The sequence below is a fragment of the Dyadobacter sp. HNCC25DJ186 genome, from assembly GCF_056895235.1.
Map to the genome: position 1 here is coordinate 854,688 of NZ_JBXHAS010000003.1, position 26,326 is coordinate 881,013.

Genomic DNA, 26,326 nt, shown 5'->3' on the forward strand with positions numbered 1-26,326 from the left:
TACATATTTCTACAATCTGAGTATATTAATACGAAATGTAGATTTTTCGCACAAATCCTGAAATATGAAACTATCTACTTCCGGTCTTCTAAACCGAAAGCTTACCGAGCAACAACTATCACGTCTTACACGGTTTCTGTTTGGCATTTCCCTGATACTAATTATTGCACTTTCATATAGTTACAATGAAATTAATCAGGAACTGGTCACCTATTCAGAAAAAGTAAATAGGACACAGCAGGTAATAAGTGGCCTCAACAGGCTTTCATCGGCTGTGTATGAAACAACTCACAACGCAAATTCTTACGTATATCTACACGATACCATCTATGTAAACAAAACGCTTGCCGCTGTTAGTGCGGTTCCGAAAATTGCCGGAAAAATTGATTCTCTGATTACCGAAAATGGTGCGCAGCAAAAACGGATGAATTTCCTTCACGAGCATATAGAAAAATTTCGCGATTACACGGAACGGATCGCGCAGCCAGCCACACTGATCAATCCGGCTGCAGTCAATGCGCTCTATAAAAAGAGAAATCAAGAAACTGATTCGATGATAAAGCTGATTTCAGAAATGAACAATCTCGAAAATCAGCTTATGTATACGCGCGTCCAAAGCCGGGACAATTACATGCTGCAAGTATATCGCTACAACTGGATTATCATGCTTGTCGCCATAATTCTGCTTTCTTCTGCATTTATCCTCCTTGACCGCGAATTACAACGAAATCGGTTTTACCGCATTGATCTTGAAAACAAAATTGAAAACCTGAACCGATCCAATAGCGAATTGGAACAATTTGCCTATGTCGCATCTCACGACTTACAGGAACCTCTGCGAAAAATCCGTTCATTTTCTGACAGGCTCGTAAACAAACACCGGTCGGAGCTAAAAGATGAGGCTTTCCAAATGTTGGTAAAAATTGATAGTGCAGCGCAGAGAATGCAAAATCTAATTTACGACTTGCTATCATTTTCCAGAATAGTCAGAACCGGTACTGATTCCAAATGGATCAATCTGAACACAATACTGGCAGAAGCCAAATCCAATCTATCTGAGATGATCATGGAGAATAAAGCTGCTATCCACAGTGAAACATTGCCTTCCATTGAAGGTTTTGGCTCCCAAATGGTTCAGCTTTTTCAAAACCTTCTTTCCAATTCTGTAAAGTATCATCAGGAAAATATGAGACCTATTATTCGCATTACGCATCGTTTGGTCGATGGCCAGATTATTCCCGGTGCAAAACCGTCGCATCAGGATATTCAATTTCATCAGATTAAATTTGCTGATAATGGAATAGGATTTAAAAAGGAGTTTGCCGATAAAATCTTTATTATCTTCAAAAGGCTGCATGCATCTACTGAATTTGCAGGAACGGGCATCGGACTGGCGATTTGCAGAAGAGTGGTGTCAAACCATAACGGCTATATTTTCGCTGAGAGCACAGAAGGTGAAGGGTCAAATTTTTACATATATTTGCCGACAGAATCCATGCTGACTTCTACACCCCAGAAAAAAACGTTATGAATAAATTGACTTCCGAAACCCAAAATCTGTCAAAATTTCTCTTATGAACAATGGATCAATCTTGATGGCAGACGATGATGCCGATGATCGTTTCCTTGTTCAAGCTGCATTTGAAGATAATAATCTGATCAATACAATTGCGTTTTTTGAAGATGGCGAGCAATTACTGGACTATTATATCAATGAAAATCTGGATGCTCCTCACTTAATTTTTCTCGATCTCAATATGCCTAAAAGAGATGGACGGGAAGTATTGAAAATAATAAGAAAAAATGACAAATGGGACCATGTCCCTATTATCATGTTTAGCACTTCTAATGCCCCGGACGATATATTGACTTCATATCAACTAGGTGCAAATTGTTATCTGGTAAAACCTTCCAGTTACGAAGAGCTGAAAGATCTCATATTTAATGTACATAAATTTTGGTTGCGGAGCCGGTAATGTGATCCTTAATTAAAGGACCACATTTTCTTTTGTAATACGTATGTCAACATCGGTTTCATCCGTTGCTTTTTTAACCCATCGCAATCCTTTCAGCAAAACCTCTCTGCCTTCTTCTACGCCATATTTAAGGATAACTTTTTCAACAATGATTGGCGCCAAAAAGTTAAACGGAGCAGGAAGTCGCTTTAATACAGTTTTAGCAAGTATTGCACCCATACCAAGCTCAACACCTTTACCGGCAACTCCGCCCGGAGCCGTAGTCGAAAGTAAGTCCTTCGTAAAAGATGCGGCTGAAAAGAATGACTTCTCGGCTTTTTCGATGGCTGTATTTTTCATAAGATCTGATCGATTTTAAAAACCCCGGGTAACCGATAAACGATTACCCGGATTAAATTTCTTAGTTATATCTGTTTACTTCATCAGCAGCATCATCCGCAAGATCTTCTGCTTTTTCTGTAAGATCGCTCTTATATTTTTGCCCTTTGTCTTTAAGTTCTTCGGCTGAACTTACAACTTTTGCTTTGCTTTTTTCAAGAGCGTCAATTAGCTCACTCGCCAGGCTATTGGTTCTTTTCTTGATTTTCTTTCTTGTTTGCGTTCCTTCTTCAGGAGCGAATAACATTCCTATAACTGCACCTGCCGCCGCAGCGGTCACAATTCCCCAAAAAACTTTACCGTTTATCATGACAATGGATTTAAAAATGATGATAATCTAAATTTTAATAAATAAAAATATTAAAAACTTGTTCCTGATTTTTCTTGCAAAATTTTAATATTTTCAACTAATTGAAATTCAATAAGTTATAATAAGTAATATAACTATTCAAAGATTAAATTAACCGACACACCTAAAAACTCAAACATACTACTACACATTTCTGGAAGCGGTTTCTACAATGTGGGTAAGCTTTCAGCTCAGTGCATCGTTTATTGCTGAAATGTAGCACACTGGCTTTTATTGATGGCAAGATTATTGTTAAATAATAAATTATAAATGTGTTATTCAGAGTTCTAAAACGCACATTTGTTTCAATTTTCCATAACTAAACACTTGCATTTTATAGTTAATTAAATCTCTTTAGAATTCTGGCCATGAAAATTGTAATTATTGAAGATGAAAAAGATTTGGGGATATTGATGCGCAATTTTCTGGTAAAACAACTTAACGTAAAGACACCTGATATCGTTAAAATAGCTACAACACTTACTGAAGGAAAAGCCCTTATTAATCAATTAAATCCTCAATGGGTCTTTATTGACAACAACTTGCCAGATGGAAAAGGAATTAATGAAATTGAGCAGATCAAGCTATCAGGAAGTGAGAATGATCGAAAAGTAGTAATGATGAGTGCGATGACAAATCTTCGCGAAGAAGCATTAAAAAAAGGAGCAGACTTTTTTCTTGATAAGCCGATTAGTTTTGTAGAGGTCAGAAGTTTATTCGGTTCTGACGAAGGCTAATTTTATATCCATTTCCCCAAGATTCTCTTTCAATTTCCCATAATGAGCACAAAAATCACACTCATGTGGAGGTTTATGTACAAAAATCTGAGATTATCCTTTGCGTAGTTTTTAACTCAATACGGGACATTTGGTTCCGCTTTTTCCCTTCCTGCCGGGCATCTTGACTTTTTGAGATTTATATACCGGCTCTTTCTTTTTCGGAGCATCCTTCTTTTTTGAATATGGAATTAGCTTAAAATCATATTCAGGAATAAAATAGTCTTCTTTATATTCCGCAACTGGTAAAGGCATATAGTGCCGCCCCTGAAATGCCAGCGTGTCATATTCGTAGTCGTACAAATAAAGCGTCACAAACCCGTCCCGACTATATTTGATAGCAATATCAGAGTATGGACCATCATCTCCTGCTGATGCAACAAGTTTCATCATTTCCTGTTGTTTTCCCTTCAATAAAATAGCTAGATTATACTGAAAAACTCTGTGCAGCGAGTCAATCTGGATTGCAACTCCGAGATAGTACTGAGCGTCTTTCATTCGTTGCTGACCAGCATACATTACAGCTGTGTTATTCAGCGCGCTCTTGTCCTGATAACTTTGATAGCTCAACGACGCATCCTCATACTTTTGCCAGTAACGGTATACATTTCCCTGATTGACATTGTAAAACTTTCTGGAAGGGGCTACTTGCATAGCTGTCTGAAAATCCTTGAAGGCTCCATCGTATCGATTGTTTGCGTCTTCGATCTGGCGCCTTTGTTCGTGACGGTTTCCCAGATAAGCCTGAACGATGCCGTGGTTATTATGTAAGTAAGGAAGATCCGGGTTTTCTTTGACCAAGCTGTCAAAAAGTGCCATTGATTTGTCGAGCTGATCATTTTCCAATAATACAACCCCCCAACCATTCTGCGCTTTGATATTTTCACGATTCAGGGAAATGGCTTTTTTGAACACATTATACCCCTTTTTAAACATATCAAAATGTAAAAGCAGGTTACCGTAATTGCTCCACATCCGATCGTAATTTTGTTCATAGTTCAGTGCCTTTGCAAGAAATTGCCCTGCCTCAGAAAATCTTTTCTGATCAATCATAATGCTGCTCATGCCCGCCAGAGCTTCATAACGCGTTCCGTCCAGCCGGATAGCAGCAGCAAAATCTTCCTGAGCTCCTTTTGAATTTTTCAAATAATACCGGGCAAAACCACGGGTAACAAATAGATCCGCATAAAACTTGTTATCAGGATCCATTAGCGATTCTGCTTTTTTAAAATCCTGTAGGCAAAGTTCGAATTTTTTCATCCCGTACTGGGATACTGCCCTTCCCAGAAAAGCAGGCAGGTAGGAAGTATCTTTTTTTATGGCGCGGTCAAAAGAATTATAAGCCAGCTGATACTCGTGATTTGACAGGTGTGTATTGCCGATGCCCGAAAGCAGCGATGGCGTTTCCCGTTTAACAGTCGCAGCGATGCGGTAATATTTCTGCGCTTCACGGACCTGGTTTAAACCATAATAGGAATGAGCAATTCCAAGGTAAGCGTCTCCACGAAAAGTTTTGTCTTCACTTTCCAAATATTTCTGAAAAATAGAAAGTGCGTTAGAGAACTGATTTATTGAAAGCAAAGCATTGGCATAGCGGATCTGAGCTTTGGGATGGTTTCGAGCCACTTTTTCAAAATCTTTTACTGCTTTTTTCTGGTTCCCAGTCCGCATATAAAGATCGCCACGCTGCAATCTGTAAGCCATTAATTCATCTTTCTGACGAATAGCCGACGTAAATTCATCCACAGCTTCGGGATAAAAACCACTCAGCTTTTGCATCAGCCCGATGTTGAAATTAAACTTACCAGCAGAATTTTTTTGTTGATTTCCCTGCGCAAATGACAACCCGTCAGAGAACTTTTTTTGCTTGCCGTACGATACCAGTGAGTTCAAAACACCAAAGGAATTTGCGGGAGTATCTGTAAAATCTGTTCTGGCTGCGTCATACTTCCGGTTAAGCAAATTAAATAATCCACGGTTGTATTTTGCCTGGACTTCCTTACCGGACAGATCCAGTGCTTCCATGATGTGAAGAGATTTGTGATAACTTCCGGAAAGTGCAAGAATTATTGCTTCATTATTAAGCCTTTGAACCGAATCGATCGGCATATACGACAGCTTATGATATTTCAGAAACTCTGTTTGAAGTTCGCGAAGTTGTCTCTGATATTCAGGGGATTTCAGTAAAGCGGGATCATTTTCTTCAAAGGAGCGATTGAAGGTTGTGAGCAGATCTTTCAGGTTTCGCTGACAAACACTAAAATCCTGCGATGATGCGGGATGGTTAAAAAGTACCATAAACACCATCGAAAATACTACCCTCCAACCTGATCTGACGACTTTTCTTATCATGATTTATAAGACACCGAGGTCACTAACCTACTATAAATCAAGAACATTACCAATTAATAATTACCCACCGTTCAATAATAACGTTTTAGTTTAATTTTTTCTTATAATATAAAAAATTATAACCGAAGCAGTTTTATGTTCCGATACCAAACTGTACTGCCCCAGTCTTGCAGCCCAATTTTTCCGGCGTAGTTCCCTTTTGCGATCGGCGCTTCTTTTAAACCGCTTTTTGCTACCCTGTCTTTCCAATCTTTCCCTGCGAGGTCATGTTCCTGGACGATAAAACCATTTTGGATCACCGTAAGTTTATTTTTACGGACAATAAAATGAATTTGATTCCACTCCCCTTCCGGATTTCCTTCGCGAAGACGGGCATTGGCTATACCAAAAAAGTCGCTGGCGCGGTGCGTATTTTCTTTTGCACCTTCATAAATCTTGTCATCGATTACCTGCAATTCAAGGCCGGTATCATGCATATTTTTATATTTCGGCGATTCTGTCACGAAGAAGAAAATGCCGCTGTTGGCATACTTACTCACCTTCCACTCTGCTTTAAACTCAAAATCACCGGTAACTGCCTCGTCAATAACAATGTCACCACCATTTTTTGCCTTGTTGCCAGATCGCTCCGGAACATTTAGCTTGATCGCTCCACCTTCAACGATCCAGGCTGACCCCACGCTGGTGCCGCCGTATGCATGCCATCCTTTAAAATTTTTCCCGTCGAATAACAACTTCCAGCCATCCTTCTTTTCCTTTGCCGTTAAAGTATTAAGGATTTGAGCGTTGGACTTTGTCATAATGAAACAAAGAAGCAGGGAAAGTAAAGAAATTCTAAGCATATAGAGGATGTTATTTTTATTGATCCGAAACAAAAAAAGTATCCCGGATCAAAAAAATACTGCTTGACTTAAAAATTATTATTTGGTTACGATTTCATGTGCAGGTACAAACAATCGTTCTTCATTAACGAAAATTGTAAGTTCCTGATCAGAAGTATTTTCTACGGATACACCTTCCTGCGTCACCGATATTTTCAGCCACGATCCCCGGAATCCCAGTCGGAAAGAATAAGAGCTCCATTCTTCGGGAATGTATGGATTCAAGTGTAAAAAACCATCTTTCACGCGCTGGCCTGCGAAACCTTTCACGACACTCATCCAGGTGCCAGCCATCGACGTGATGTGCAACCCATCTTCTGTATCGTTGTTATAATCATCCAGATCAAGCCGTGCAGTTCTTACATACATTTCATAAGCTTTTTCTTTCAACCCTGTTTTTGCTGCCAAAATCGCATGAACACATGGCGAAAGTGAAGATTCATGAACCGTCATAGGCTCATAGAATTCGAAGTTTCTTTTGATATCATCAACAGTAAAATCATCTTCGAAAAGATATAAACCCTGCAAAACATCAGCCTGCTTGATAAAACACGAACGTAAAATTCTGTCCCACGACCAGTTTTGGTTGATAGGCCGCTGATCTGTTATATCATTTACGCTCAATAGTTCTTTGTCCAGAAACCCCTGTTGCTGTAAATAAACCCGACGCGCGGGATCGTAAGGGAAGTGCATAAATTCGACGATATGTTTCCAGTCGGCTATTTCGCCGTTCAGGTCAAAATTCGTCTGGAAAATAATTTCATTTAAACGCTGGGTGTCCTTCTCCCACATTTTATTGATTATTTCGAGCGTATACCGAAGCGTCCAGCAGGCAATATAATTCGTGTACCAGTTGTTATTAACGTTATTTTCATACTCATTCGGACCGGTCACACCCAACATTACATATTGATTTTTTTCACCAGACCAGGTGATGCGTTGTTTCCAGAATCGCGAAATACCGATAAGTACTTCGAGCCCATACTGCGATAAATAATTTTCGTCACCTGTGTAACGTGTATAATCGTAGATCGCGAAAGCAATCGCTCCGTTACGATGAATTTCTTCAAAAGTTATTTCCCACTCATTATGGCATTCTTCACCGTTTATGGTCACCATCGGATATAACGCTGCTCCATTGTTAAAGCCTAGTTTTTCAGCATTTTCAATGGCCTTCTGCAAATGTTTGTGACGATAAACCAAAAGATTTCTGGCCACTTTTTCTTCGGCGGTGGATAAATAAAAAGGAATGCAATAAGCTTCTGTGTCCCAGTAAGTGCTTCCTCCGTATTTTTCGCCCGTAAATCCTTTCGGACCGATATTCAGGCGCTCATCTTCGCCGGTATAAGTTTGTCCGAGATGAAAAATATTAAACCGGATTCCTTGCTGGGCGGCGATGTCACCTTCAATGGTGATGTCATTTTTCTCCCATTTCTCCGCCCAGGCCTGGACATGTTCTGCATATAACTGCGCAAAGCCCTTTTTACAAATCCTGGAAACATAGGTCTTAGCCTCGCTCAATAAATTTTCTCTTTCGTAATTTGTCGAGCTAAGATTGACAGCATATTTGTAAACCGTCAGTTCACTTCCTTCTTTTACTTCGATATGGACAATGCCTGAAACATACTTTTCCCGACGCGCCGGCAAGGACTGATAATCCGTTTTCAGTCCATTCATCTTAATGTCGAACGCCATTCCGGTAGCTACCTGAAATCTTTCTACGCTGTATGGATTTTCTTTGGTTTCAAGAACTAAATATCCTTCGGAAAAACTTGTTTCCTTATGTATTTCATTCCAGAAAGTTTCGTCATAATTCGAATCCCGGTTGCTGATATTTCCATCAAGAAATGGTGTTATCGTAAAAACATCGGTAAAATCAAGCGGCGTCAGAGAAAACTGGATCGCGCCGGATTCGTCGTCGACCATGTTACAAAAACGCTTCGAATAAATTTTCAGCCGCCGTCCGCTCGGTAGTTTCACAACAGCATTTCTTTCAAGAACGCCTTCCTTCATGTTCAGTTCCCGCCGGAATTCCTCAACCAGGCACGTATTCAAATCCAGAACCTCCTCGCCAACTTTTACATCAATACCTATCCAGTTACAAGCATTCAGTACTTTTGCAAAATAATCGGGGTAGCCATTTTTCCACCAGCCAACCCGCGTTTTATCCGGAAAATAAACTCCGGCTACATAATTCCCAAGCAGCGTTTTTCCTGAAAAACCTTCTTCGAAATTACCTCTTTGTCCCATCCGGCCATTTCCCAGACTCATGAGACTTTCCGTAATTTCGTTGTGCGCAGCATGGAAACCTTCTTCCACGATACTCCATTCATCGTGCGTTATGTAGTTTTTCATTTTATATGGGCTATCAACTTTGCCGTCTGGCGTAGTTACTTTTTATCAGATTTAAGATAATTACTTCAACTTTTGAAAAAGGTCACTGACAGATATGCCATCAAAGCCTTTGATGACGAGATCAGCTTCCGTCAATACAGATGCTTCACCAATGCCTACGCCAATCATTCCTGCTGCTTTTGCAGATTGAATACCGGCGACAGCATCTTCAAAAACGATACAAAACTCCGGCGAAACAGCCAGATCTTCGGCTCCCATAAGAAAAACCTGTGGATCAGGTTTCCCTTTTGTTACCCGGTTTCCGTCCACAAGCGTATCAAAATAGGGAAGCATATCCAGATTTGTCAGAATGGTTTTGGCATTTTTACTGGCCGATCCCAGGCCTATTTTTATTTGATCTCTCCTCAATTCATCCAGAAAACCCCGCACGCCAGGCAAGGCGTCACCAGGTGTAATTTGCTTACAGAGTTCCAGATAACGAACATTTTTTTCTGCCGCCAGTTTTAATTTTTCCTCTTCACCCAATTCCACACCACCGATTTTCAGGATAATGTCCAGCGATTCCATCCGGCTGATTCCTTTCAATAATTCGTTTTGTTCCAATGTCAATTCGAATCCAAGTTGATTGGCAAGTTGCCGCCACGCAAGGTAATGGTATTTGGCAGTATCTACGATCACTCCATCCAGATCAAAAAGGCAAGCTTGAACAGTCGGCATATCATTTATAAATTTAATATCTTGCAAAATAGTAAAAAGAGCGTTTTCACTCATGTAGTCAAACGATATTTAAAAAAAGTAATTCTATAATAATTAATATATCGAAACTTTATGACCGGCAAGTTGTTTAAACACCATTGCCGGTTTCATTAACATGTTATAAATAATCACTCCATTTGTAATATGTGTCTAAAATAACACAGAAACGAATTATGCCTGTCAACCGCGATAAATTTGTCGTCTATCAGATTTTCACGAGATTATTTGGTAATCAGAATACAACCAATAAAATATACGGAACTATTGAAGAAAATGGCTCCGGAAAATTTAACGACATTACCGACGTAGCACTGGATTCCATAAAAAATCTGGGGATAACACATGTATGGTATACTGGTATTATTGAACATGCGACCTTAACGGACTATAGCACTTTTGGGATTTTACAGGATCATCCGCTTATTGTGAAAGGTATGGCCGGGTCGCCTTATGCTGTGAAAGATTATTATGACGTTGATCCAGACCTGGCCGTTGAAGTGCCAAACCGGATGCAGGAATTCGAAGCGCTGATTTCCAGAACGCACCAAAATGGTCTGAAAGCCATTATTGATTTTATTCCAAATCACGTTGCCCGCCAGTATCATTCAGAAGTAAAACCGAATGGGATCAGGGATTTCGGAGAGGATGATGACGTTTGTGTTTCGTTCAAACCTGACAACAATTTTTATTACATACCTAACCACGATTTTATTGTTCCGGAAGGTCATAAGCCTCCGGTAAATGTTGTCGCTCCCTATTACGAAAGTCCGGCCAAGGCTACGGGAAATGACGTTTTTAAGGCGCAGCCAAGTCAATATGACTGGTATGAAACCATTAAACTCAATTATGGTGTCGATTATCTGAATGGCCGGAAAACGTATTTTGATCCGATTCCATCCACCTGGGTCAAAATGTATGACATACTTCGTTACTGGACTAAAAAAGGTGTTGACGGTTTCCGATGCGACATGGCAGAAATGGTACCGGTTGAATTTTGGGGCTGGGTTATACCGGAAATCCAAAAAGTAAATCCGGATATAATTTTCATAGCTGAAATTTACAATCCGGCTGAGTATCACAATTATATAAAAAACGGAAAATTCAGTTATCTGTACGACAAGGTAGGTCTGTATAATTCGCTCAGACATTTGATGGAAGGTAACGGGAGCGTGGAAGATATTACCAGAATCTGGCTGCGGGAATCCGGTGATATCGCTGAAAATATGCTGCGTTTCCTTGAAAATCATGACGAACAACGGATTGCTTCCAGATATTTTGCGGGAGATCCTTGGATTGCTGTGCCTGCGATGACCTTGAGTGCGACCTTACATACGGGACCGCTAATGATTTACTTCGGACAAGAACTAGGCGTGAATCCTGTAACTTCCGAGGGATTTCAGGGAGAAGACGGACGGACTACTATTTTCGATTACTGGGGCGTTACTGAATTTCAGCAATATGTGAACGGCGGTAAATATAATCTGGAGAAACTGAATACAGACCAGCAGAAACTCCGGTCATTCTATGAAAGCCTGAACAAGTTTGTGATGCAGAATGAAGCTGTTTATGCCGGTGGTTTTTATGATTTGCAGTATATCAACATTGACGGACAAAGTGCCGGATATGATAAAACAAGGGTTTACAGTTATCTGCGCTATACGGATAATCAAAAACTGCTTTTCTTTTACAATTTTGATCTGGAACGTACAATCCATACGAACATTCGTGTTCCTGAGAATGCATGGACCGATACTTTGCAATTAAATGCAACTAGTTCATATACCATGAAACAGGTTTTCCCGATGTTAATTTTAACACCCAACATCAGACCTTCCGAGATTACGTCGACGGGTATTCCTGTAACGCTGCCGCCTAATTCAGTGTATGTGTACGAGATAGTAGAAAAGTAGACGAAAATATTATAGCTGAGGCAAAGCCGTGACAAAAGTTCGCGACTTTGCCTCTTCTTATGTCAACCCATGTGATAACTTATTTGAACTATGCGAATACAATATTGCACTATTGGTTAGCATTACCGGTCTGTTGCGAAAGAATGTCTAAATTTACTTTGTGGGTATACCAATTTTAGTTGGGCCACGCACTCACCAACACAGTAATTATTGAAATCAGGAAAAGGAAAGTACGGTTTATATTTCCGGAAGCTAATTTGGCAGAAAAGTGTCTCACTCAATGTAAACGCTTAACTTTTAATATAATATGAACAGCGTTTCTACACAAAGCCGTCTTAATTATTTCGGGAAATTTATAGAGATTATCCGAAGTTCATTCAAAACAAATACTAAGAATAAGCCTTTTGAAGATATCCTGGAAAACATTCTTACGGATCGAAGGGAAAAAGATCTTTTAGCCGAGCAAATCTATTCGATTCTATTATCTACCAAATTCGTATCACTTCTGACCGAAGCTGAAATTGGTTCTAACAGAGGTTTTTTTTCGGACGCCTCCACAAGATTAAGTTTTAAATTTCTTCCCCCAGTAGATGACCCCGTTGAATTACGTACACAGTTCGATAATTTCTTCAATGACAAAAAAGATTATCACTGGGTCCAGGCAATTCCGGACGAAAATTGGAGTAATTTCTTTGCAGATATTTTCAATGACATAAGCCCGGCATTACCCGAATATATAGAACGTGAGCTGTTAAACTCCATTCTTGTACTTGCACAGCGCGCTGCCAATTTGGGAATTGAACCGGAAGTTGTGTCTAAAATACCAAGAATTGACGATCTCGATTCTCCATTTCTGGGTTTGAACCGGGAGGTGATGCTGTATGTAGAAAAGACTTTAAACCAATATAATTACGACGAAGAAGGCCGCGACAGCGACTATAAGCATATTTTAGTCATGATCAGCCAGTGTAAAACGCAGGTTAATTACATCTATAAACACAAAGACGTTTTCGGGATCAGTCTTCAGCTGACTTATATGATGCGGCAGCTGGAACAATATCTGAAACGTTTGTCGCAACTGCTGGAACTGCTTCAAACAGAAGAAAAACAGCGGCAATGGGAGATCGTCACAGATCTTTTTAAAGAGTTTGTTTACGCAGAAAATACCAAGTATAGTCTTCGGAAACATTTCTCGATCAATCTGCAATTACTGACTTTTAAAGTAATTGAAAATACGTCGAAAACTGGTGAACATTACATTTCCTCGGACAGGTCAGGCTATTGGAGATTATTCAGAAAAGCACTTGGCGGCGGTGTCGTTGTTGGGTTGCTTTGCTGTAACAAGACGCGGTTATATTTTCAGCATTTGCCCATTTTCTGGGAAGCATTTTTTTATAGTCTGAATTATTCGATTGGTTTCATGATCATCCATATCCTTGGATTTACCATTGCTACCAAGCAGCCAGCGATGACCGCTTCGACAATTGCTGCGAATCTTAGCAATAACGGACAAAATCCAAATTGGCTTGAAACGACTACCCAACTTCTTATAAGACTTGTCAGGAGCCAGTTTATTTCGCTCATAGGTAATGCTTCGATCGCTTTTCCGGTTGCTTACGGACTGGATTGGCTTTACTTTTATTTCAATGGTTTTCATATTGCAGACCCAGCCAAAGCGCATAAATTAATCGGCGAACTGAATGCCTGGGAAAGCCTGGCCATTCCACATGCTGCCCTTGCCGGTGTATACCTGATGATCTCAGGACTAATTGCCGGGTATTATGAAAACAAATGGATCTACAATAAGTTTTCTCTGAGACTGGTTAACCACCCGGGATTAATCCGCTTGTTGGGACAAAAAAGATTGAACCGGGCGGCAAATTATTTCGAACATAATTTTGGGGCACTTACGGGAAATTTTGCACTCGGAGTCTTCCTTGGTTCCACAAGCGCGATCGGATTTACCTTCGGCCTACCGCTCGACATTCGCCATATCACCTTTGCATCCGGAAATTTTGGCATTGCTTTTGCTGGCTTAAATAGTGAGATTTCGACTGATCTCTGGATAAATTCTGTGATCGGAATTACCTGTATCGGTATCATGAATGTACTGGTAAGCTTTGGGCTTTCCATTGCATTTGCGTTGAAATCCAGAAACGCGAGATTTAGTGAGGTAAAAAGTTTGTTGGGAAATCTATCCTGGCAATTTTTCCACCATGGTTCCGCTTTCTTTTTCCCGGTGCAGGAAACAGTTAAAGAAAATGACGAATTGCCAGAAGCTTTTATTCAAAAATGAGAAGTTGTAAAATGGCGACCTATGATCAAATAAGTGATGTTATTTATAAAATGTGAATAAATTTGTCCTCACAGTTATAAAAAATACCATTTTGGCTTTCCAATGCATGAAATGGCACACATTTTAATATCTTGTTTTTAATTCACTCTATTATAAAGGTTATCACGTTATGAACAGCGGTAAATTATTACCTGCAATGAAAATAAATATCGCCCTTTTAACCGTAGCGGCGTTTTCTTTTTTAATATTTTCGACGAAAAAGTCAGCGGCACAATCAACGCCGCAGAGGGTTTTTGCACAGAAAATGGAGCTTCCTGGTAATGGCGACTTAGGCACGCAGGTTTTACGCATGGCTGAATCTTTTCTTGGAACGCCTTACGTCGCGAGCACGCTGGAAGGCAATCCGACTGAAAAACTTGTCTGCAGATTTGACGGGTTGGATTGTACCACACTCGTGGAAAATTCTCTGGCGCTGGCTATTTCCAAAAACGAAAATCTTAACTACGAAGGTTATAAAACGGAGCTTACCAAAATCCGCTATCGAAATGGTGTGATCGACGGGTATCCATCCCGTTTGCATTATGTTTTTGACTGGATGTATGAAAATGAAAAACGTGGCTTACTGGAAGATATAACAGAGAAGGTTGGCGGTGTACCTTTAAAAAAGACAATAAATTTCATGAGCACGCATGCGAATTTTTACCCGGCGCTGGATGCGACAGAGGTTTGGGAAAAAATAAAAGAACAGGAAAATATTATCAATAGCAGAGAACATTCCTATATTCCAAAAGCAGCTTTACAAAAAACCGAACCGCTTCTGAGAGATGGCGATATAGTCGCTTTCACTTCTTCGGTAGAGGGCCTCGACTGCAACCATATGGGTATCATTACAAAAATTGGCAGCCGTGCATACCTGCTTCATGCATCTCTTGCCGGCAAAAAAGTTATTTTATCATCCTTGCCGCTTGCTGAATATGTTGCTTCCGTTCCCAAGCACACGGGAATGATCGTGGCACGCATGACTGAACAATAAACCATGAATGAATTTCTGGAACTACTGGACTACAAGAACTCTCCATGGCTGATCATCCTGGTCGCGGGTTTGGCAGGTTTGGTATTGAGTGCTATCGTAATTAAAACGATTTCTATCACAGCAAGAAAAAAAGACTGGCCGGTTATCAAGGCTATTCATGAGAATCAAACAAGCGTTCTCTATTTTTTCATACCATTGCTGATCATTACGCTGATCACCAAAACATATATTTTATCCCATCCACAATATGCTTTCACCCATGCCATTAGTAAAATTGCACTGATTGCCGTAAGCACCTGGTTGATGACCCGCGTTGTCATCATTATCGAAAAAATATTGATTAGTAAGCTGGATTTTGATCAGCCTGACAATAACGATGCGCGGAAATTTTTTACAAAAATCAAATTTGTGAAAAGGATGATCATCATCCTGATTATCCTTATTGGGGTTTCTATCTTGCTTTTAAGTTTCGATAGTGTCCGGCAGTATGGTGTCGGGATTCTTACATCGGCGGGTATTTTTAGTGTTATTATTGGTTTTGCGGCGCAAAAGTCCCTGGCGAATTTGCTTGCCGGAATTCAGATTGCATTCACACAGCCTATCAAAATTGATGATGTTGTCATTGTAGAGGGAGAATGGGGAAGGATTGAAGAAATTAACCTTACCTACGTGGTTGTTAATATCTGGGATCTCAGAAGATTGATATTACCTATCACCTATTTTATTGAAAAACCTTTTCAAAACTGGACACGCAACGACAGCACTTTAATTGGCACCGCATTTTTCAATCTGGATTATCATACCCCGGTAGAAAAACTCCGGGAAAAACTTCATGACATCCTGCTGAATACCCCGCTTTGGGATGGAAAATCCTGGGCATTGCAGGTAACAGACACACAGGCACAATTTATGGTCATCCGCGCACTTATGTCCGCCAGAAATTCGTCTCAGGCATTCGATTTACGCTGTCTGGTCAGGGAAAAGATAATTGAATTTATCCGGGAGGAATATCCTGAATCACTACCAGGTTTGCTGATCGAAGATAAGAAAAATCATCAGCCTGGAATGTCAAATAATTCTAATAATTTGTAAAAAAATGCCCCTAGAATTCCGAGGGGCATTTTTTGTCTTACTACTCACCTCTCAATTTAACCTATTACAGTTAAGTATTGATTCTTTCTGGCTGCCAGCGAAAAATCTGACAGCGCTTGATAGTTTTCAAATCCTATCAATTCTGTTTTTCCTCCTGCCTGTTCATAACGGTTAAGAAGGGTTATAATTTCATGATCGTTTGGTCAACCTAATTCACTTTGGAAAAACAGACTATAATATTTTTCCTTGCGATATTCCTTCCAGATTTGTTTTCGGGTAAGGTAATTTTCAAAAACCGCGGCAATCAGAACACAAAATACCTTCCGGGCAATTTTATGGAACAAAAAACCACTGACCTTGTTAAAGGCGCATTAAGGCCGAATTAAAAACAAATTAAAATGAAGTGAGTAGTTAAAACGGAGGAAATTTAAGAATAAAAGTACTTCCCTGCCCAATCTTCGATTCGACCTCGATGCTCGCCCCCTGCATGGTGATAATACGTTTTGTAAGTGCCAGGCCTATACCATAACCGGCCTTGCTCATGGTTTTTGAACTGCGATAAAAAGTATCAAAAACAAATGGTAATTCCGCAGCGGCTATCCCGGTGCCTATGTCCTTGAAAGAAATTTTGATCAGGTCTTTATCAATTTCCAGAAAAACGTTAACCGTGTTATTATCTGAATATTTGCAGGCGTTGTCCATCAAATTCATGAAGGCAGTTTTCAGAAGACTTTCATCTCCATACCGAAGCAGCTCTTCTTCATTTTCCGGTATCTGGCCATAGTTGATATCCACATGATATGCTGGATTTTTTTGCTGGATTGAAGCCTGAGCCTGCCACAAAACTTCATCAATCCTTATCTTTGAAAAAGTTACCCGAAAGGCATGCTCTTCTGTCCGCGCCAGTTCCAGCAATCTGCTCACCAGTTCGTTCATTTCCTTTGCCTCCTGAAGTATACCTTTCAGCGCATCTTCATAATATTCCGTTGTTCGTGCTTTCATCAGCGTTACTTCCACCTCGCTCATGATCAGCGCTAACGGCGTCCGTAATTCGTGCGAGGCATGAGATACAAAATTCTTTTGGGCCACAAACGCAATTTCCAGCCGGTTAAGCATGAGGTTAAATGTTTGCGCAAGCAAAGCCAGTTCATCCTTTTCACGGCCAACAGTCACTTTATCATGTAAATTTCCGGCAGAAATATTATTCACCTGTGCGATTATATCAGAAACAGGTTTAATCGCATCCGTTGAAAACTGCCAACCTGCAACCGCAACAAGAACCAGCGAAAGTAACCAGCCGATTAACAAAATTTCCCTCAACCTTTTCAGCTGATCTGTACCTAAATGGTCGTTCGCAATCGCGACAACAACCCAGGGTCTGCGATGATCCTGCAAAATATGCCTGATGACGATGACCTCTTTTTTCGCATGTTTGGTATGAATTTCCTTACCATTACGCGCATCAAAAAGCATTTGCCGTGTCATCGGGAAGTCATAAGAACCGCTGTTAAAAATAACGGAGTCTGCGCCATCATAGATCGTTATCTCTTCATCGAGCAGGACTGTATTATTTTCCTTTTCAATTTTTGCAATATCCGCCTTACTTATTCCCTTACTCGCCTCTACCAATTGCGCGATCGTCTGACCTCTCTCATTGAGAAAAGAGTAAAATTGTTTCTCCCGGTACTGATCGTAGAAATAGTAGATAGACAAACAGAAAAGTGCCATGATGGAGCCAACCAACATGGTAAAAAGTAGCGTCAGACGGCTTTTGATGTTCATTCTTCCTTGAAAATATAACCCATTCCAACAACCGTATGGATCAACTTGGTATCATAATCCTTATCAACTTTTTTACGTAAAAAGTTAATATACACGTCGATCACATTGGTTCCGGTATCAAAACGAATATCCCATACCTGTTCTGCGATGTCAACGCGGGAAACTACTCTTCCACGGTTTCGCATTAAATATTCAAGCAAGGCAAATTCTTTGGCTGTCAGATCAATACGGTTTCCGCCTCTTCGCGCGACTTTTTCGTCCAGATTCAATTCCAGATCTGCCAGTTTTAGTACTTGACTGGACTGTTCCCGATTACTGTTTCGCTGCGAAAGAACTTTGATGCGGGCAATTAATTCTCTGAATTCAAAAGGTTTTACCAAATAGTCGTCACCACCAGCTTCAAACCCGTCCAACTTATCGTCGATGGTACCCAGGGCCGTTAAAAATAAAATGGGTGTAGTTAATCCGTCGTTGCGTAACTGTTTTGCGAGATCGTAGCCGTTGATAATCGGGAGATTTACATCAAGAACAATGACATCAAATCGATAGTTAGACGCCATTTTTTTCCCAACCTGACCATCATACGCCAACTCAACTTCCCAGGATTGTTCTTCAAGACCACGTTTCAAAAAACCAGCTAACTTTGGCTCATCCTCAACAATTAATATTTTCATATCTTAACGTTATTCTGAATATTTTCATCAAATGTTGCATAGATTTTAGACAATTCATAAAAAAGGCCACTCGATAAACCGAGTGGCCTTTTGACATATATCCACACCATTAAAGAAATTGTATCCAAGCGAATACTACCTTTAATTATTATGCAAACTATTACTTTTTCTTATTATTTAATACTTTAATTACAAGAAATACAAAATTTCCTATAACTCAGATCAATAGTAATCACTATCGCTTCCTGTGCCCGAGCGGTCGTCAAATGCACCAAAATCATCTTCTTCTTCAAGCTGCATTCCTTTCAAAGCCTTCTTGATCAGACCGATTTGACCAGCATGATATACGTCGTGCTGAATTACCCCATGGATCATGGTATAATACGAATAGTCCCTTCCTGGTACAAATTCTTCCAGGAAACTATCATTTTCAATCTTTTCCAGTTCAGAAACCAGTTCCTCCTGCGACAAACTTAATTCCATTTGAATGGCCTCCCACTCGAAATCATCGACAATCGGGATTTTTTTCCAGTCTTTATCCAGTGTTTTGATATCAAATTCCTCATCACCCTGAATTTTCCGTACCGCAAAAATCCGCCATGTGGTCATGTGATAAACGATTTCTGCAATCGAGTGTGTATTTGCGCTTAACCGAAGCTCGGCCATTTTAGGCGTTACATCACGCAAAGCTTCTACGACAGACGGGCCATACCAGGCTTCCTCACTTTCATAAGTATCGTTGAGAACATCTATGATCCTTAAAATTTCTTCTTTTGCTTCCATATATTTTTTGTTCTAAGCTCGAATTACCAGGGGTATTTAAGATTTTTTAATATTACTAAAATAAAGCAACGAACAGGACATTGGCAAATAAAGTTCGTAGTCTGCCAATTCTATTCCTTAAAGATTTCTTTACGACTGCTCCAAGGCTGTTTGTAATTCAAAATATTTTCCGTTTTACAACCAAATGACTTTTCAGATAGTCCCTTATCAACTATAAGGCGTGGAAATATAAAAAATAACCGCGCTAAAATGAGAAAAATAAAATGATTCAAATTTAAAATTCGTTAATCAAATAACTAAAACGCAAAGTAACGCTATGTTAAGAAAAGCATCATATTTAATTATTTCTGCCACGCTTTGGCTGACCTCATGTAGTAATGATCCGGTAAATGACTTATCTGACCTTGACTCACAGGTTTTTATAACCAACCATGATAAAAGTGCCAATTTCAAATCTTTCAAAACATTTAGCATATCAGATTCCGTAACCGTTGTACAGGACAGCAGATCAGGAACTGCACTGACCAGTATTGACCGGGATCTTTTGACCCGCATTATAACCAATATGCAAAATCTTGGATACACTTATGTAGCCGTAGACAAAAAACCTGATGTGGGGCTGACGGCCGCCAGAATTACCAACACTTATTTAAATGTAGCATCCAATCCCTATTCTTCATATTGGGGCGGATATTATGGAGGGTTTTACGGATATCCTGGGTATTATACTTATGAAACCAGCGAGAGTTATTGGGCTATTTCAATGCTGGATCTGAAAAACGCTGATAGTACTGCAGAAAGATTAAACGTTATCTGGGACGCACAAATCCGCGGCGGAGGCCTTGCCAATCCGGATTATATTGATCAAATGGTGGATTCGGCCTTTGGACAATCCACTTATTTGAGTCTTAAATAACTCCGGCGGATTCGCTCAATAAATTTAACTATCGCGGTTTTCCCGTGTATTTTCAATTGAATTTAAAATGAAAAAAATAATCTTAGCAGCACTCCTACTGGCTGCAATACTTCCGGCCTATGCACAGGAACAAGCACCAAAACTGTACACATTAGCCTCTCCTTATGATCGTTACACGCATTATCAGGTAACTGCCAGATATACGGGAGCGATTCCGGTTGGTTCTTTTTCAAGCAATTATATTGACAAAACTTCATTTGAAAATTATTCAATCGCACTGGAATGGGTTTTTCAAAATTCTTTCTCTGTAGGTGGCGAAGTGGGGTATTCTTTTTTCAAAAAAAGAATACCGAGAGCTACTTATCAGCAAAGTGATGGAAGTGAAATTTCTGCGGTTCAGACCAGGACACTTATGCAGTATCCTATTCAGGCGTTTGTAAATTACAGTTTCGCGCCTAAAAATGCGAGGGTGCAGCCTTATGTGCAATTAAGCGCCGGTGCCAGTATTCTGGACTACACATTGTATTATGGAATTCTTGCAGAGCAACAGCAAAAAATTCGCCCAACCTACGGAATTGGAGTGGGGTCTAAATTTCTCTTCAAAAAAGATGGTAACTTCGGCGCCGATATCAGGGTAAAATACCAGGGAACTTCCTACGACTACGACTACGTAGACAACGGAGTTTCGTCAGTAAATGCCTCGGTAGGTTTGTTTTACCGTTGGTGGTAGACAATTTTCAGCCATTACACACTTTGTCTTAATTTTCAGTTTTGCATAAAAAAAAGATTTTGTCGAAAACATCAATTATCTGGATCAGCACCGTTCTTGCCGTTTTTGCGGGAACAGGATTCTGGGCATGGAACCGGTTTGGGCCTTCACAAGGTAAAACATACACTGAGATTTCAACTTTACCCGTTGCGATCACGATTGATTCAGCATCCAATGCCTGTGACCTCACGGTGCGTCGATACAAACAAATTGGCAGGGAAATGCAGTTTGAGCTCGCTGCAAATGCCGGCGGACTCGCTCCATACCGCGTCGAAATTTCGCAAAATGGCAAAATACAAGTATTCGAAAAAGTGCCGCACCGGACATCCATGTGGCTGACACTGGAAAATTTGAACCTCAATGCCGGTAAGACTAAAATAAAAGTGAGCAGTCTGGGACAACCTGGCTGTGAGACAATAGCGGAATTTGAATATAATAAAAGGCAGGACAATGAGATTTTACCTGCTGAAAAGTGGATCAGGCAAGGCAGTAAAGACAACTGGCTGGATATTCGGCCCGTTTCAAAAGACAATAAAGTATTCCTCAAAGATTTCGCTAATTATCAGGATGGCCGGACAAGGGTGATCATGATTGACAATATTGTTGTGACTGGTCTTGAAAACGGTGTTGAAGTGCAGCCCGGTTATCTTTATACCGTCACGGCCAAGTGGATCGATGCGCCATATAACGATTGGTGGAATCCTCTGAAAAACAGATCTCTTCGTCAGCAGAACATCTGGATTTCTCCGCAAGGTTTAAAAAAGGAAAATACAGCACTCACAAAAATCGATATGCCTGGGTGGTTTTCCCCGTCACGTGAAATTAACGTTCATTTCGATACACAATTTCCTGAATTTCAGCCAATTCCTGGAAAGTTGGTGATGCATTACCGTTTGAATAACTGGGTGTCTCCACAGAATTATTTCAAACGAGGAATAACACATTTGTCTGCTTTTGAAAAAGATGTTCCCTATGAAAAGCTTCACTGGACAGTCCCACCAAGTTTTTTCCAGGACAAAGATCAGGCATGGTTTGGAAAGTTGTCGCGCGAGGAAGTTATAAATGCAGCCAATACCGTTCCGGGATATGGCGTATATGCCTTTGATTTTGAATTCTGGAATCAGCATTATCCGCCCGAAGTAAAACAGCGGTTGATCTGGTTTGCTGAACAAATCAAAAAAAATCATCCGAAAATGAATCTGTTTGATTACTGGGGAGGAAGCGCTTACACCAATCAGCATTTTAATACGATGAGTGATAAAAAGCCGGCAAATTTCCTTAAAGAATACACAGATCCGCATCCGAACCATACCAATTTTGATCCATTGAAAAATGGAGATAGCTTTCAGAAATTCTATAATATTTCGCCGACAGATGTTTACCCAAGACCAACTTCCGTTGCTGATGAGCAGGGAAATACCCAGAATAATTTCACCTTACTTTCTGGTATACACGCGTTGCGAATTAATAAGCTGATACCATTCCAGAAAAATAACAAAGCCATATTCTACGCCTGGAACAGGCACATGCCCACTTCAAGTGATCCAATCGTTCCGTGGTTTTTCCATACGACAAATCCGGAAGGCGATTTAATCATGAATCAGTTGGAAATGATGCCGGCAAGTCAGGCGCTCAGTATGTCACTTTTTTCACTGGTTCTATTTGACGGGTATTATTTGTGGCACGATAGCCAGCCCTCCGGCCAAGGAGCGAATGCACATCGATTTGATCCGAAGGATAATGGATGGGGAAAAGAATGGTATCCGGCAGATGGAAAAACGGATGTTTCTGTTTTTTACAAAGAACAGCCAAACGGCGACTCGCCTCGTTACTGGGATTTCCCAACTGAGTTTTATGCTTTGGGCAACTGGATGGCAAAACAGGTTGAAGATGTAATTGTTGGAGGTAAAAACCAGGATCTTGCCTACGAACTAAACGGTACCTGGAAGGAACCTCAAACGGGTCAGGCGGCACTGGCTGCGGATCAAAAAGAGCCGTTTGTCTCTGCAATGATCAAAGGAAATAAGATTGTGGTCATAGGAGTTGATTCATTCCAGTCGCCGGTAGCGACCAGGAAGTTGAATATCCGTCTGCCTGACGGGACGAAAACTACGATAACACTATACGGAAACTGGCCATCGTTGTACCGCGGGGTTTTAAAATAATTTTCAAATAAAAAAAGCGGACGGCAACTCTTTTAAGAATTGCCGTTCGCTTTTTTTTGTTTACAATCAGGATACCCGGACATAACTTCCAAGCCATTTAATATGGCTGCTTCCATATTTTTGCATGATTTCCTGAACCGGTGCGTCGTTTATATGGCCGATAAATTCTACCAGAAACCAGAACCGGAAAGCGGACTCGCCACGAAGCGGGCGGCTTTCTATTTTGGTAAGGTTGATTCCTCTGTCATTAAATTCTTTCAAAAATTCATAAAGTACGCCCGGACGATTGGTATTCGGCAGGTTTACGATTAATGTGGTTTTATCATCATCACTTTTCTGATTGACAACATCTTTTGAAAGGATCAGGAAACGTGTTCTGTTCTGATCATTATCTTCAATATTATCGAACAAGATCGGGACACCAAATAACCGCGCGGAAATGGATGAACAGATCGCGGCCGAGTCCGCCTCTTCGGCTGCCATCTTGGCCGCTTTTGAGGTAGAATCCACAGAGATAAGTTCTACGCCCAAACCTTCAAGATATTCACCTATAAACTTTCCGCATTGCCTGAAAGCAATATCTTTTGAATAAATTCTCTTGATATCTTTCAATGAATCAGACTGCGAAGCGAATGTAAAGTGGATTGGCAGTAATACCTCCGCGACAATTGTTAGTTCTTTTTCACGCAGGAAATCGGCAGTTTCAACAACAATTCCTTCCTGATTATTTTCAATAGGAACAACTCCAAACCTGGCACGACCTGTTTCAACACTTTCAAAAACGGAATGGATTGTTGGCAAAACGAGGTATTCGCTCATACCACCAAAACGGCTTTCTGCGGCCTGATGCGTAAAACTTCCTTCCGGCCCGAGATAAGAAATTCTCTCTGGTAATTCCAGATTTCGGGAAACAGCGAAAATTTCAAAAAAGATAGCGTCGATTGCCTGGCGAGTCAACAACCCGTTGTTTCTTTTTTCGAGACGGTCCAAAATTTGCTTTTCGCGTTCGGGACGATAAATAATAGAATTGGAAGAGCGTTTTAAATCCCCAACACTTTTCACCAATTCCATCCTTTCGTTCAGAATTGTCAGCAACTGATCGTCAAGTGCGTCGATGCGTTCTCTTAATTGTTGTAAATCCACAAATAATCTAATTTTTTGTAATCCGTATTTTGTCTTTTTCAAGCTATTTTACTGCCGTTTAAATGGCAATCGCAAGCTCTTCAATATTCGTCTCAATTTTCAAATTATCAATAATGAACCGCTGACGTTCCGGAGTATTCTTGCCCATATAATAGGTCAGCAATTTCTGAATCGAAGTCTCCTTTTGCAGGATTATCGGTTCCAGGTGCATGTCTTCTCCTATGAATTTCCCGAATTCTTCCGGTGATATTTCTCCCAATCCTTTAAACCTCGTGATCTCAGGCTTGCTTCCCAGCTTGGCTATCGCAGCCTGTTTTTCTTCATCGTTATAGCAATAAAAAGTTTCCTTTTTGTTGCGAACCCGGAAAAGCGGAGTTTCCAGCACGTAAAGGTGCCCATTTCGAACCAGATCAGGAAAGAATTGAAGGAAAAAAGTCATGAGCAGCAATCGGATATGCATACCATCCACATCCGCATCTGTGGCAATAACGATCCGGTTGAAACGTAAGTTTTCTACGCCATTTTCAATGTCCAGCGCGTGTTGAAGAAGATTAAACTCTTCATTCTCGTAGACGATTTTCTTATTTAAACCAAAGCAATTCAGCGGCTTACCTCGCAAACTAAATACTGCCTGAGTCTGTATATTTCTTGATTTTGTAATCGAGCCACTTGCAGAATCCCCCTCAGTAATGAACAAGGTACTCTCATGACGTAATTCATTTTTAAGGTCAGTGAAATGCAATCTGCAGTCACGAAGTTTTTTGTTATGCAGGTTCGCTTTTTTCGCACGGTCATTCGCCAGCTTTTTAATACCTGCCAATTCTTTACGCTCTCTTTCCGACTGCTCGATACGCTTTTTCATTGCATCGCGCGCCTCGGGGTTCATGTGCAGATAATTGTCAAGCCTTTCCTTCACAAAATCGTTTACAAATGTCCTTATCGTGGTACTGTTTGGATCTGGCGTAATGGTATTTGAACCCAGTTTCGTTTTTGTCTGTGACTCAAAAACAGGCTCTTGCACACGGATCGCCACCGCAGCAATAATGGACGAACGAATATCCTCAGGCGCATAATCCTTCCCAAAATGCTCACGAACCGCTTTTACGACCGCCTCCCGGAAAGCGGCTAAATGCGTTCCACCCTGTGTGGTATACTGACCGTTTACAAAGGAATAATATTCTTCTCCATACTGGTTGCCGTGGGTCATGGCGAACTCAATATCCTCGCCTTTCAAGTGAATAATCGGATAACGAATTGATTCTGCGTCAGATTTGCTGACAAGAAGATCCATCAGACCGTTATGTGAAATGTATTTTTGGCCGTTAAAATTAATCGTCAAACCTGCGTTCAGATAGCAGTAATTCCAGATCATATTATCCAGATATTGTGGAATATATCTGAAATTTTTAAAAATTATTCCATCTGGCTCAAAGGCGATATGGGTTCCATTTCGCTGAGAAGTAACAATTTCGCCGGATTCATTGACAAGATTCCCCTGGTGAAATTCAGCATTTTTTGATTTTCCCTCACGAAACGACTGAACCTTGAAATAATGCGACAGTGCGTTTACAGCCTTTGTTCCCACCCCGTTCAAACCCACCGATTTCTGAAAAGCGCCGGAGTCATATTTTCCACCGGTATTGATCTTTGAAACGCAATCCACCACCTTTCCCAGCGGAATTCCCCGTCCATAATCACGCACCTCGACCCGATGCTCGGAAATTTTTATTTCAATATTTTTTCCGTTACCCATCATGTGCTCATCAATCGAATTATCGACGATCTCCTTGACAAGCACATATATACCATCATCAATTGAGGAACCGTCACCTAACTTCCCAATGTACATTCCAGGTCTTAAACGAATGTGTTCTTTCCAATCCAGTGACTTTATGCTATCCTCGTCGTATTGTATGCTGGTACTATTTTCCATAATCTAT

21 protein-coding genes are annotated in these 26,326 nt (G+C 40.5%); 10 read left to right on the forward strand and 11 right to left on the reverse strand.

Annotated features, from left to right (window positions below):
* Window positions 1-64: 64 nt before the first annotated feature.
* Together AC1XUO_RS13450 and AC1XUO_RS13455 are read left to right on the forward strand one after the other, a co-directional pair.
* A complete protein-coding gene (locus tag AC1XUO_RS13450; protein ID WP_483330331.1) occupies window positions 65-1,531 on the forward strand; it encodes a sensor histidine kinase in 1,467 nt (488 codons plus the stop codon).
* 43 nt (window positions 1,532-1,574) lie between these two features.
* Window positions 1,575-1,976 carry a response regulator gene (locus tag AC1XUO_RS13455; protein ID WP_483330332.1) on the forward strand — a complete coding sequence of 134 codons (402 nt, stop codon included), beginning with the start codon at window positions 1,575-1,577 and terminating at the stop codon, window positions 1,974-1,976.
* 12 nt (window positions 1,977-1,988) lie between these two features.
* Here AC1XUO_RS13455 and AC1XUO_RS13460 read toward each other — a convergent pair whose 3' ends face one another.
* Window positions 1,989-2,315: a hypothetical protein gene (locus tag AC1XUO_RS13460; RefSeq protein ID WP_483330333.1), complete on the reverse strand. Its 327-nt coding sequence runs from the start codon at window positions 2,313-2,315 to the stop codon at window positions 1,989-1,991.
* 61 nt (window positions 2,316-2,376) lie between these two features.
* Complete coding sequence (locus AC1XUO_RS13465) at window positions 2,377-2,664, reverse strand: YtxH domain-containing protein (RefSeq protein WP_483330334.1); 288 nt, start codon at window positions 2,662-2,664, stop codon at window positions 2,377-2,379.
* Window positions 2,665-3,071: 407 nt separating this feature from the next.
* Between AC1XUO_RS13465 and AC1XUO_RS13470 the strand changes: the two genes are divergently transcribed.
* Window positions 3,072-3,440: a response regulator gene (locus AC1XUO_RS13470; RefSeq protein WP_483330335.1), complete on the forward strand. Its 369-nt coding sequence runs from the start codon at window positions 3,072-3,074 to the stop codon at window positions 3,438-3,440.
* Between the two features lie 111 nt (window positions 3,441-3,551).
* Here AC1XUO_RS13470 and AC1XUO_RS13475 read toward each other — a convergent pair whose 3' ends face one another.
* The 4 genes from AC1XUO_RS13475 to pgmB all read right to left on the reverse strand — a co-directional run bounded on the left by AC1XUO_RS13475 (window position 3,552) and on the right by pgmB (window position 9,784).
* Complete coding sequence (locus tag AC1XUO_RS13475) at window positions 3,552-5,831, reverse strand: tetratricopeptide repeat protein (RefSeq protein ID WP_483330336.1); 2,280 nt, start codon at window positions 5,829-5,831, stop codon at window positions 3,552-3,554.
* A 116-nt stretch (window positions 5,832-5,947) separates the two neighbouring features.
* The gene (locus AC1XUO_RS13480) at window positions 5,948-6,631 is read right to left on the reverse strand and encodes a 3-keto-disaccharide hydrolase (protein WP_483330337.1); all 684 of its coding nucleotides are present in this window, start codon (window positions 6,629-6,631) and stop codon (window positions 5,948-5,950) included.
* Between the two features lie 120 nt (window positions 6,632-6,751).
* A complete protein-coding gene (locus tag AC1XUO_RS13485; RefSeq protein ID WP_483330338.1) occupies window positions 6,752-9,067 on the reverse strand; it encodes a glycoside hydrolase family 65 protein in 2,316 nt (771 codons plus the stop codon).
* 60 nt (window positions 9,068-9,127) lie between these two features.
* Window positions 9,128-9,784, reverse strand: a complete 657-nt coding sequence (pgmB, locus tag AC1XUO_RS13490) for a beta-phosphoglucomutase (RefSeq protein WP_483330406.1) — start codon at window positions 9,782-9,784, stop codon at window positions 9,128-9,130.
* 212 nt (window positions 9,785-9,996) lie between these two features.
* Between pgmB and AC1XUO_RS13495 the strand changes: the two genes are divergently transcribed.
* From AC1XUO_RS13495 to AC1XUO_RS13510, 4 genes are all read left to right on the forward strand, one after another.
* The gene (locus tag AC1XUO_RS13495; RefSeq protein WP_483330407.1) at window positions 9,997-11,733 is read left to right on the forward strand and encodes an alpha-amylase family protein; all 1,737 of its coding nucleotides are present in this window, start codon (window positions 9,997-9,999) and stop codon (window positions 11,731-11,733) included.
* 307 nt (window positions 11,734-12,040) lie between these two features.
* A complete protein-coding gene (locus AC1XUO_RS13500; protein WP_483330339.1) occupies window positions 12,041-14,029 on the forward strand; it encodes a site-specific recombinase in 1,989 nt (662 codons plus the stop codon).
* Window positions 14,030-14,225: 196 nt separating this feature from the next.
* Window positions 14,226-15,062: an N-acetylmuramoyl-L-alanine amidase-like domain-containing protein gene (locus tag AC1XUO_RS13505; protein WP_483330340.1), complete on the forward strand. Its 837-nt coding sequence runs from the start codon at window positions 14,226-14,228 to the stop codon at window positions 15,060-15,062.
* A 3-nt stretch (window positions 15,063-15,065) separates the two neighbouring features.
* Complete coding sequence (locus tag AC1XUO_RS13510; protein WP_483330341.1) at window positions 15,066-16,154, forward strand: mechanosensitive ion channel family protein; 1,089 nt, start codon at window positions 15,066-15,068, stop codon at window positions 16,152-16,154.
* 411 nt (window positions 16,155-16,565) lie between these two features.
* On the opposite strand, the gene AC1XUO_RS13515 is transcribed toward AC1XUO_RS13510, so the two are convergent.
* The 3 genes from AC1XUO_RS13515 to AC1XUO_RS13525 all read right to left on the reverse strand — a co-directional run bounded on the left by AC1XUO_RS13515 (window position 16,566) and on the right by AC1XUO_RS13525 (window position 19,393).
* Entirely contained in the window at window positions 16,566-17,936 is a 1,371-nt protein-coding gene (locus AC1XUO_RS13515) for a sensor histidine kinase (protein WP_483330342.1), read from the reverse strand.
* Window positions 17,933-18,610: a response regulator gene (locus tag AC1XUO_RS13520; protein ID WP_483330343.1), complete on the reverse strand. Its 678-nt coding sequence runs from the start codon at window positions 18,608-18,610 to the stop codon at window positions 17,933-17,935. The genes AC1XUO_RS13515 and AC1XUO_RS13520 overlap by 4 nt, the downstream gene beginning before the upstream one ends.
* A 222-nt stretch (window positions 18,611-18,832) precedes the next feature.
* Window positions 18,833-19,393 carry a DinB family protein gene (locus tag AC1XUO_RS13525; RefSeq protein ID WP_483330344.1) on the reverse strand — a complete coding sequence of 187 codons (561 nt, stop codon included), beginning with the start codon at window positions 19,391-19,393 and terminating at the stop codon, window positions 18,833-18,835.
* Between the two features lie 316 nt (window positions 19,394-19,709).
* Between AC1XUO_RS13525 and AC1XUO_RS13530 the strand changes: the two genes are divergently transcribed.
* The 3 genes from AC1XUO_RS13530 to AC1XUO_RS13540 all read left to right on the forward strand — a co-directional run bounded on the left by AC1XUO_RS13530 (window position 19,710) and on the right by AC1XUO_RS13540 (window position 23,243).
* Window positions 19,710-20,309: a DUF4136 domain-containing protein gene (locus AC1XUO_RS13530; protein ID WP_483330345.1), complete on the forward strand. Its 600-nt coding sequence runs from the start codon at window positions 19,710-19,712 to the stop codon at window positions 20,307-20,309.
* Between the two features lie 67 nt (window positions 20,310-20,376).
* Window positions 20,377-21,039: a hypothetical protein gene (locus AC1XUO_RS13535; protein WP_483330346.1), complete on the forward strand. Its 663-nt coding sequence runs from the start codon at window positions 20,377-20,379 to the stop codon at window positions 21,037-21,039.
* A 59-nt stretch (window positions 21,040-21,098) separates the two neighbouring features.
* Entirely contained in the window at window positions 21,099-23,243 is a 2,145-nt protein-coding gene (locus AC1XUO_RS13540) for a hypothetical protein (RefSeq protein WP_483330347.1), read from the forward strand.
* Window positions 23,244-23,309: 66 nt separating this feature from the next.
* Here the strand turns inward: AC1XUO_RS13540 and pheA are convergent, their stop codons facing one another.
* Both pheA and AC1XUO_RS13550 read right to left on the reverse strand, forming a co-directional pair.
* On the reverse strand, window positions 23,310-24,386 hold the full coding sequence (gene pheA / locus AC1XUO_RS13545; protein ID WP_483330348.1) for a prephenate dehydratase: 1,077 nt from the start codon (window positions 24,384-24,386) through the stop codon (window positions 23,310-23,312).
* A 58-nt stretch (window positions 24,387-24,444) separates the two neighbouring features.
* The gene (locus AC1XUO_RS13550; protein ID WP_483330349.1) at window positions 24,445-26,319 is read right to left on the reverse strand and encodes a DNA topoisomerase IV subunit B; all 1,875 of its coding nucleotides are present in this window, start codon (window positions 26,317-26,319) and stop codon (window positions 24,445-24,447) included.
* Window positions 26,320-26,326 lie beyond the last annotated feature (7 nt).

Excerpts from the sequence above, each read along its gene's own strand:
- AC1XUO_RS13450 (WP_483330331.1), top strand. The coding sequence starts at position 65 with ATGAAACTATCTACTTCCGGTCTTCTAAACCGAAAGCTTACCGAGCAA.
- AC1XUO_RS13455 (WP_483330332.1), top strand. The coding sequence starts at position 1,575 with ATGAACAATGGATCAATCTTGATGGCAGACGATGATGCCGATGATCGT.
- AC1XUO_RS13460 (WP_483330333.1), bottom strand. The coding sequence starts at position 2,315 with ATGAAAAATACAGCCATCGAAAAAGCCGAGAAGTCATTCTTTTCAGCC.
- AC1XUO_RS13465 (WP_483330334.1), bottom strand. The coding sequence starts at position 2,664 with ATGATAAACGGTAAAGTTTTTTGGGGAATTGTGACCGCTGCGGCGGCA.
- AC1XUO_RS13470 (WP_483330335.1), top strand. The coding sequence starts at position 3,072 with ATGAAAATTGTAATTATTGAAGATGAAAAAGATTTGGGGATATTGATG.
- AC1XUO_RS13475 (WP_483330336.1), bottom strand. The coding sequence starts at position 5,831 with ATGATAAGAAAAGTCGTCAGATCAGGTTGGAGGGTAGTATTTTCGATG.
- AC1XUO_RS13480 (WP_483330337.1), bottom strand. The coding sequence starts at position 6,631 with ATGACAAAGTCCAACGCTCAAATCCTTAATACTTTAACGGCAAAGGAA.
- AC1XUO_RS13485 (WP_483330338.1), bottom strand. The coding sequence starts at position 9,067 with ATGAAAAACTACATAACGCACGATGAATGGAGTATCGTGGAAGAAGGT.
- pgmB (WP_483330406.1), bottom strand. The coding sequence starts at position 9,784 with ATGCCGACTGTTCAAGCTTGCCTTTTTGATCTGGATGGAGTGATCGTA.
- AC1XUO_RS13495 (WP_483330407.1), top strand. The coding sequence starts at position 9,997 with ATGCCTGTCAACCGCGATAAATTTGTCGTCTATCAGATTTTCACGAGA.
- AC1XUO_RS13500 (WP_483330339.1), top strand. The coding sequence starts at position 12,041 with ATGAACAGCGTTTCTACACAAAGCCGTCTTAATTATTTCGGGAAATTT.
- AC1XUO_RS13505 (WP_483330340.1), top strand. The coding sequence starts at position 14,226 with ATGAAAATAAATATCGCCCTTTTAACCGTAGCGGCGTTTTCTTTTTTA.
- AC1XUO_RS13510 (WP_483330341.1), top strand. The coding sequence starts at position 15,066 with ATGAATGAATTTCTGGAACTACTGGACTACAAGAACTCTCCATGGCTG.
- AC1XUO_RS13515 (WP_483330342.1), bottom strand. The coding sequence starts at position 17,936 with ATGAACATCAAAAGCCGTCTGACGCTACTTTTTACCATGTTGGTTGGC.
- AC1XUO_RS13520 (WP_483330343.1), bottom strand. The coding sequence starts at position 18,610 with ATGAAAATATTAATTGTTGAGGATGAGCCAAAGTTAGCTGGTTTTTTG.
- AC1XUO_RS13525 (WP_483330344.1), bottom strand. The coding sequence starts at position 19,393 with ATGGAAGCAAAAGAAGAAATTTTAAGGATCATAGATGTTCTCAACGAT.
- AC1XUO_RS13530 (WP_483330345.1), top strand. The coding sequence starts at position 19,710 with ATGTTAAGAAAAGCATCATATTTAATTATTTCTGCCACGCTTTGGCTG.
- AC1XUO_RS13535 (WP_483330346.1), top strand. The coding sequence starts at position 20,377 with ATGAAAAAAATAATCTTAGCAGCACTCCTACTGGCTGCAATACTTCCG.
- AC1XUO_RS13550 (WP_483330349.1), bottom strand. The coding sequence starts at position 26,319 with ATGGAAAATAGTACCAGCATACAATACGACGAGGATAGCATAAAGTCA.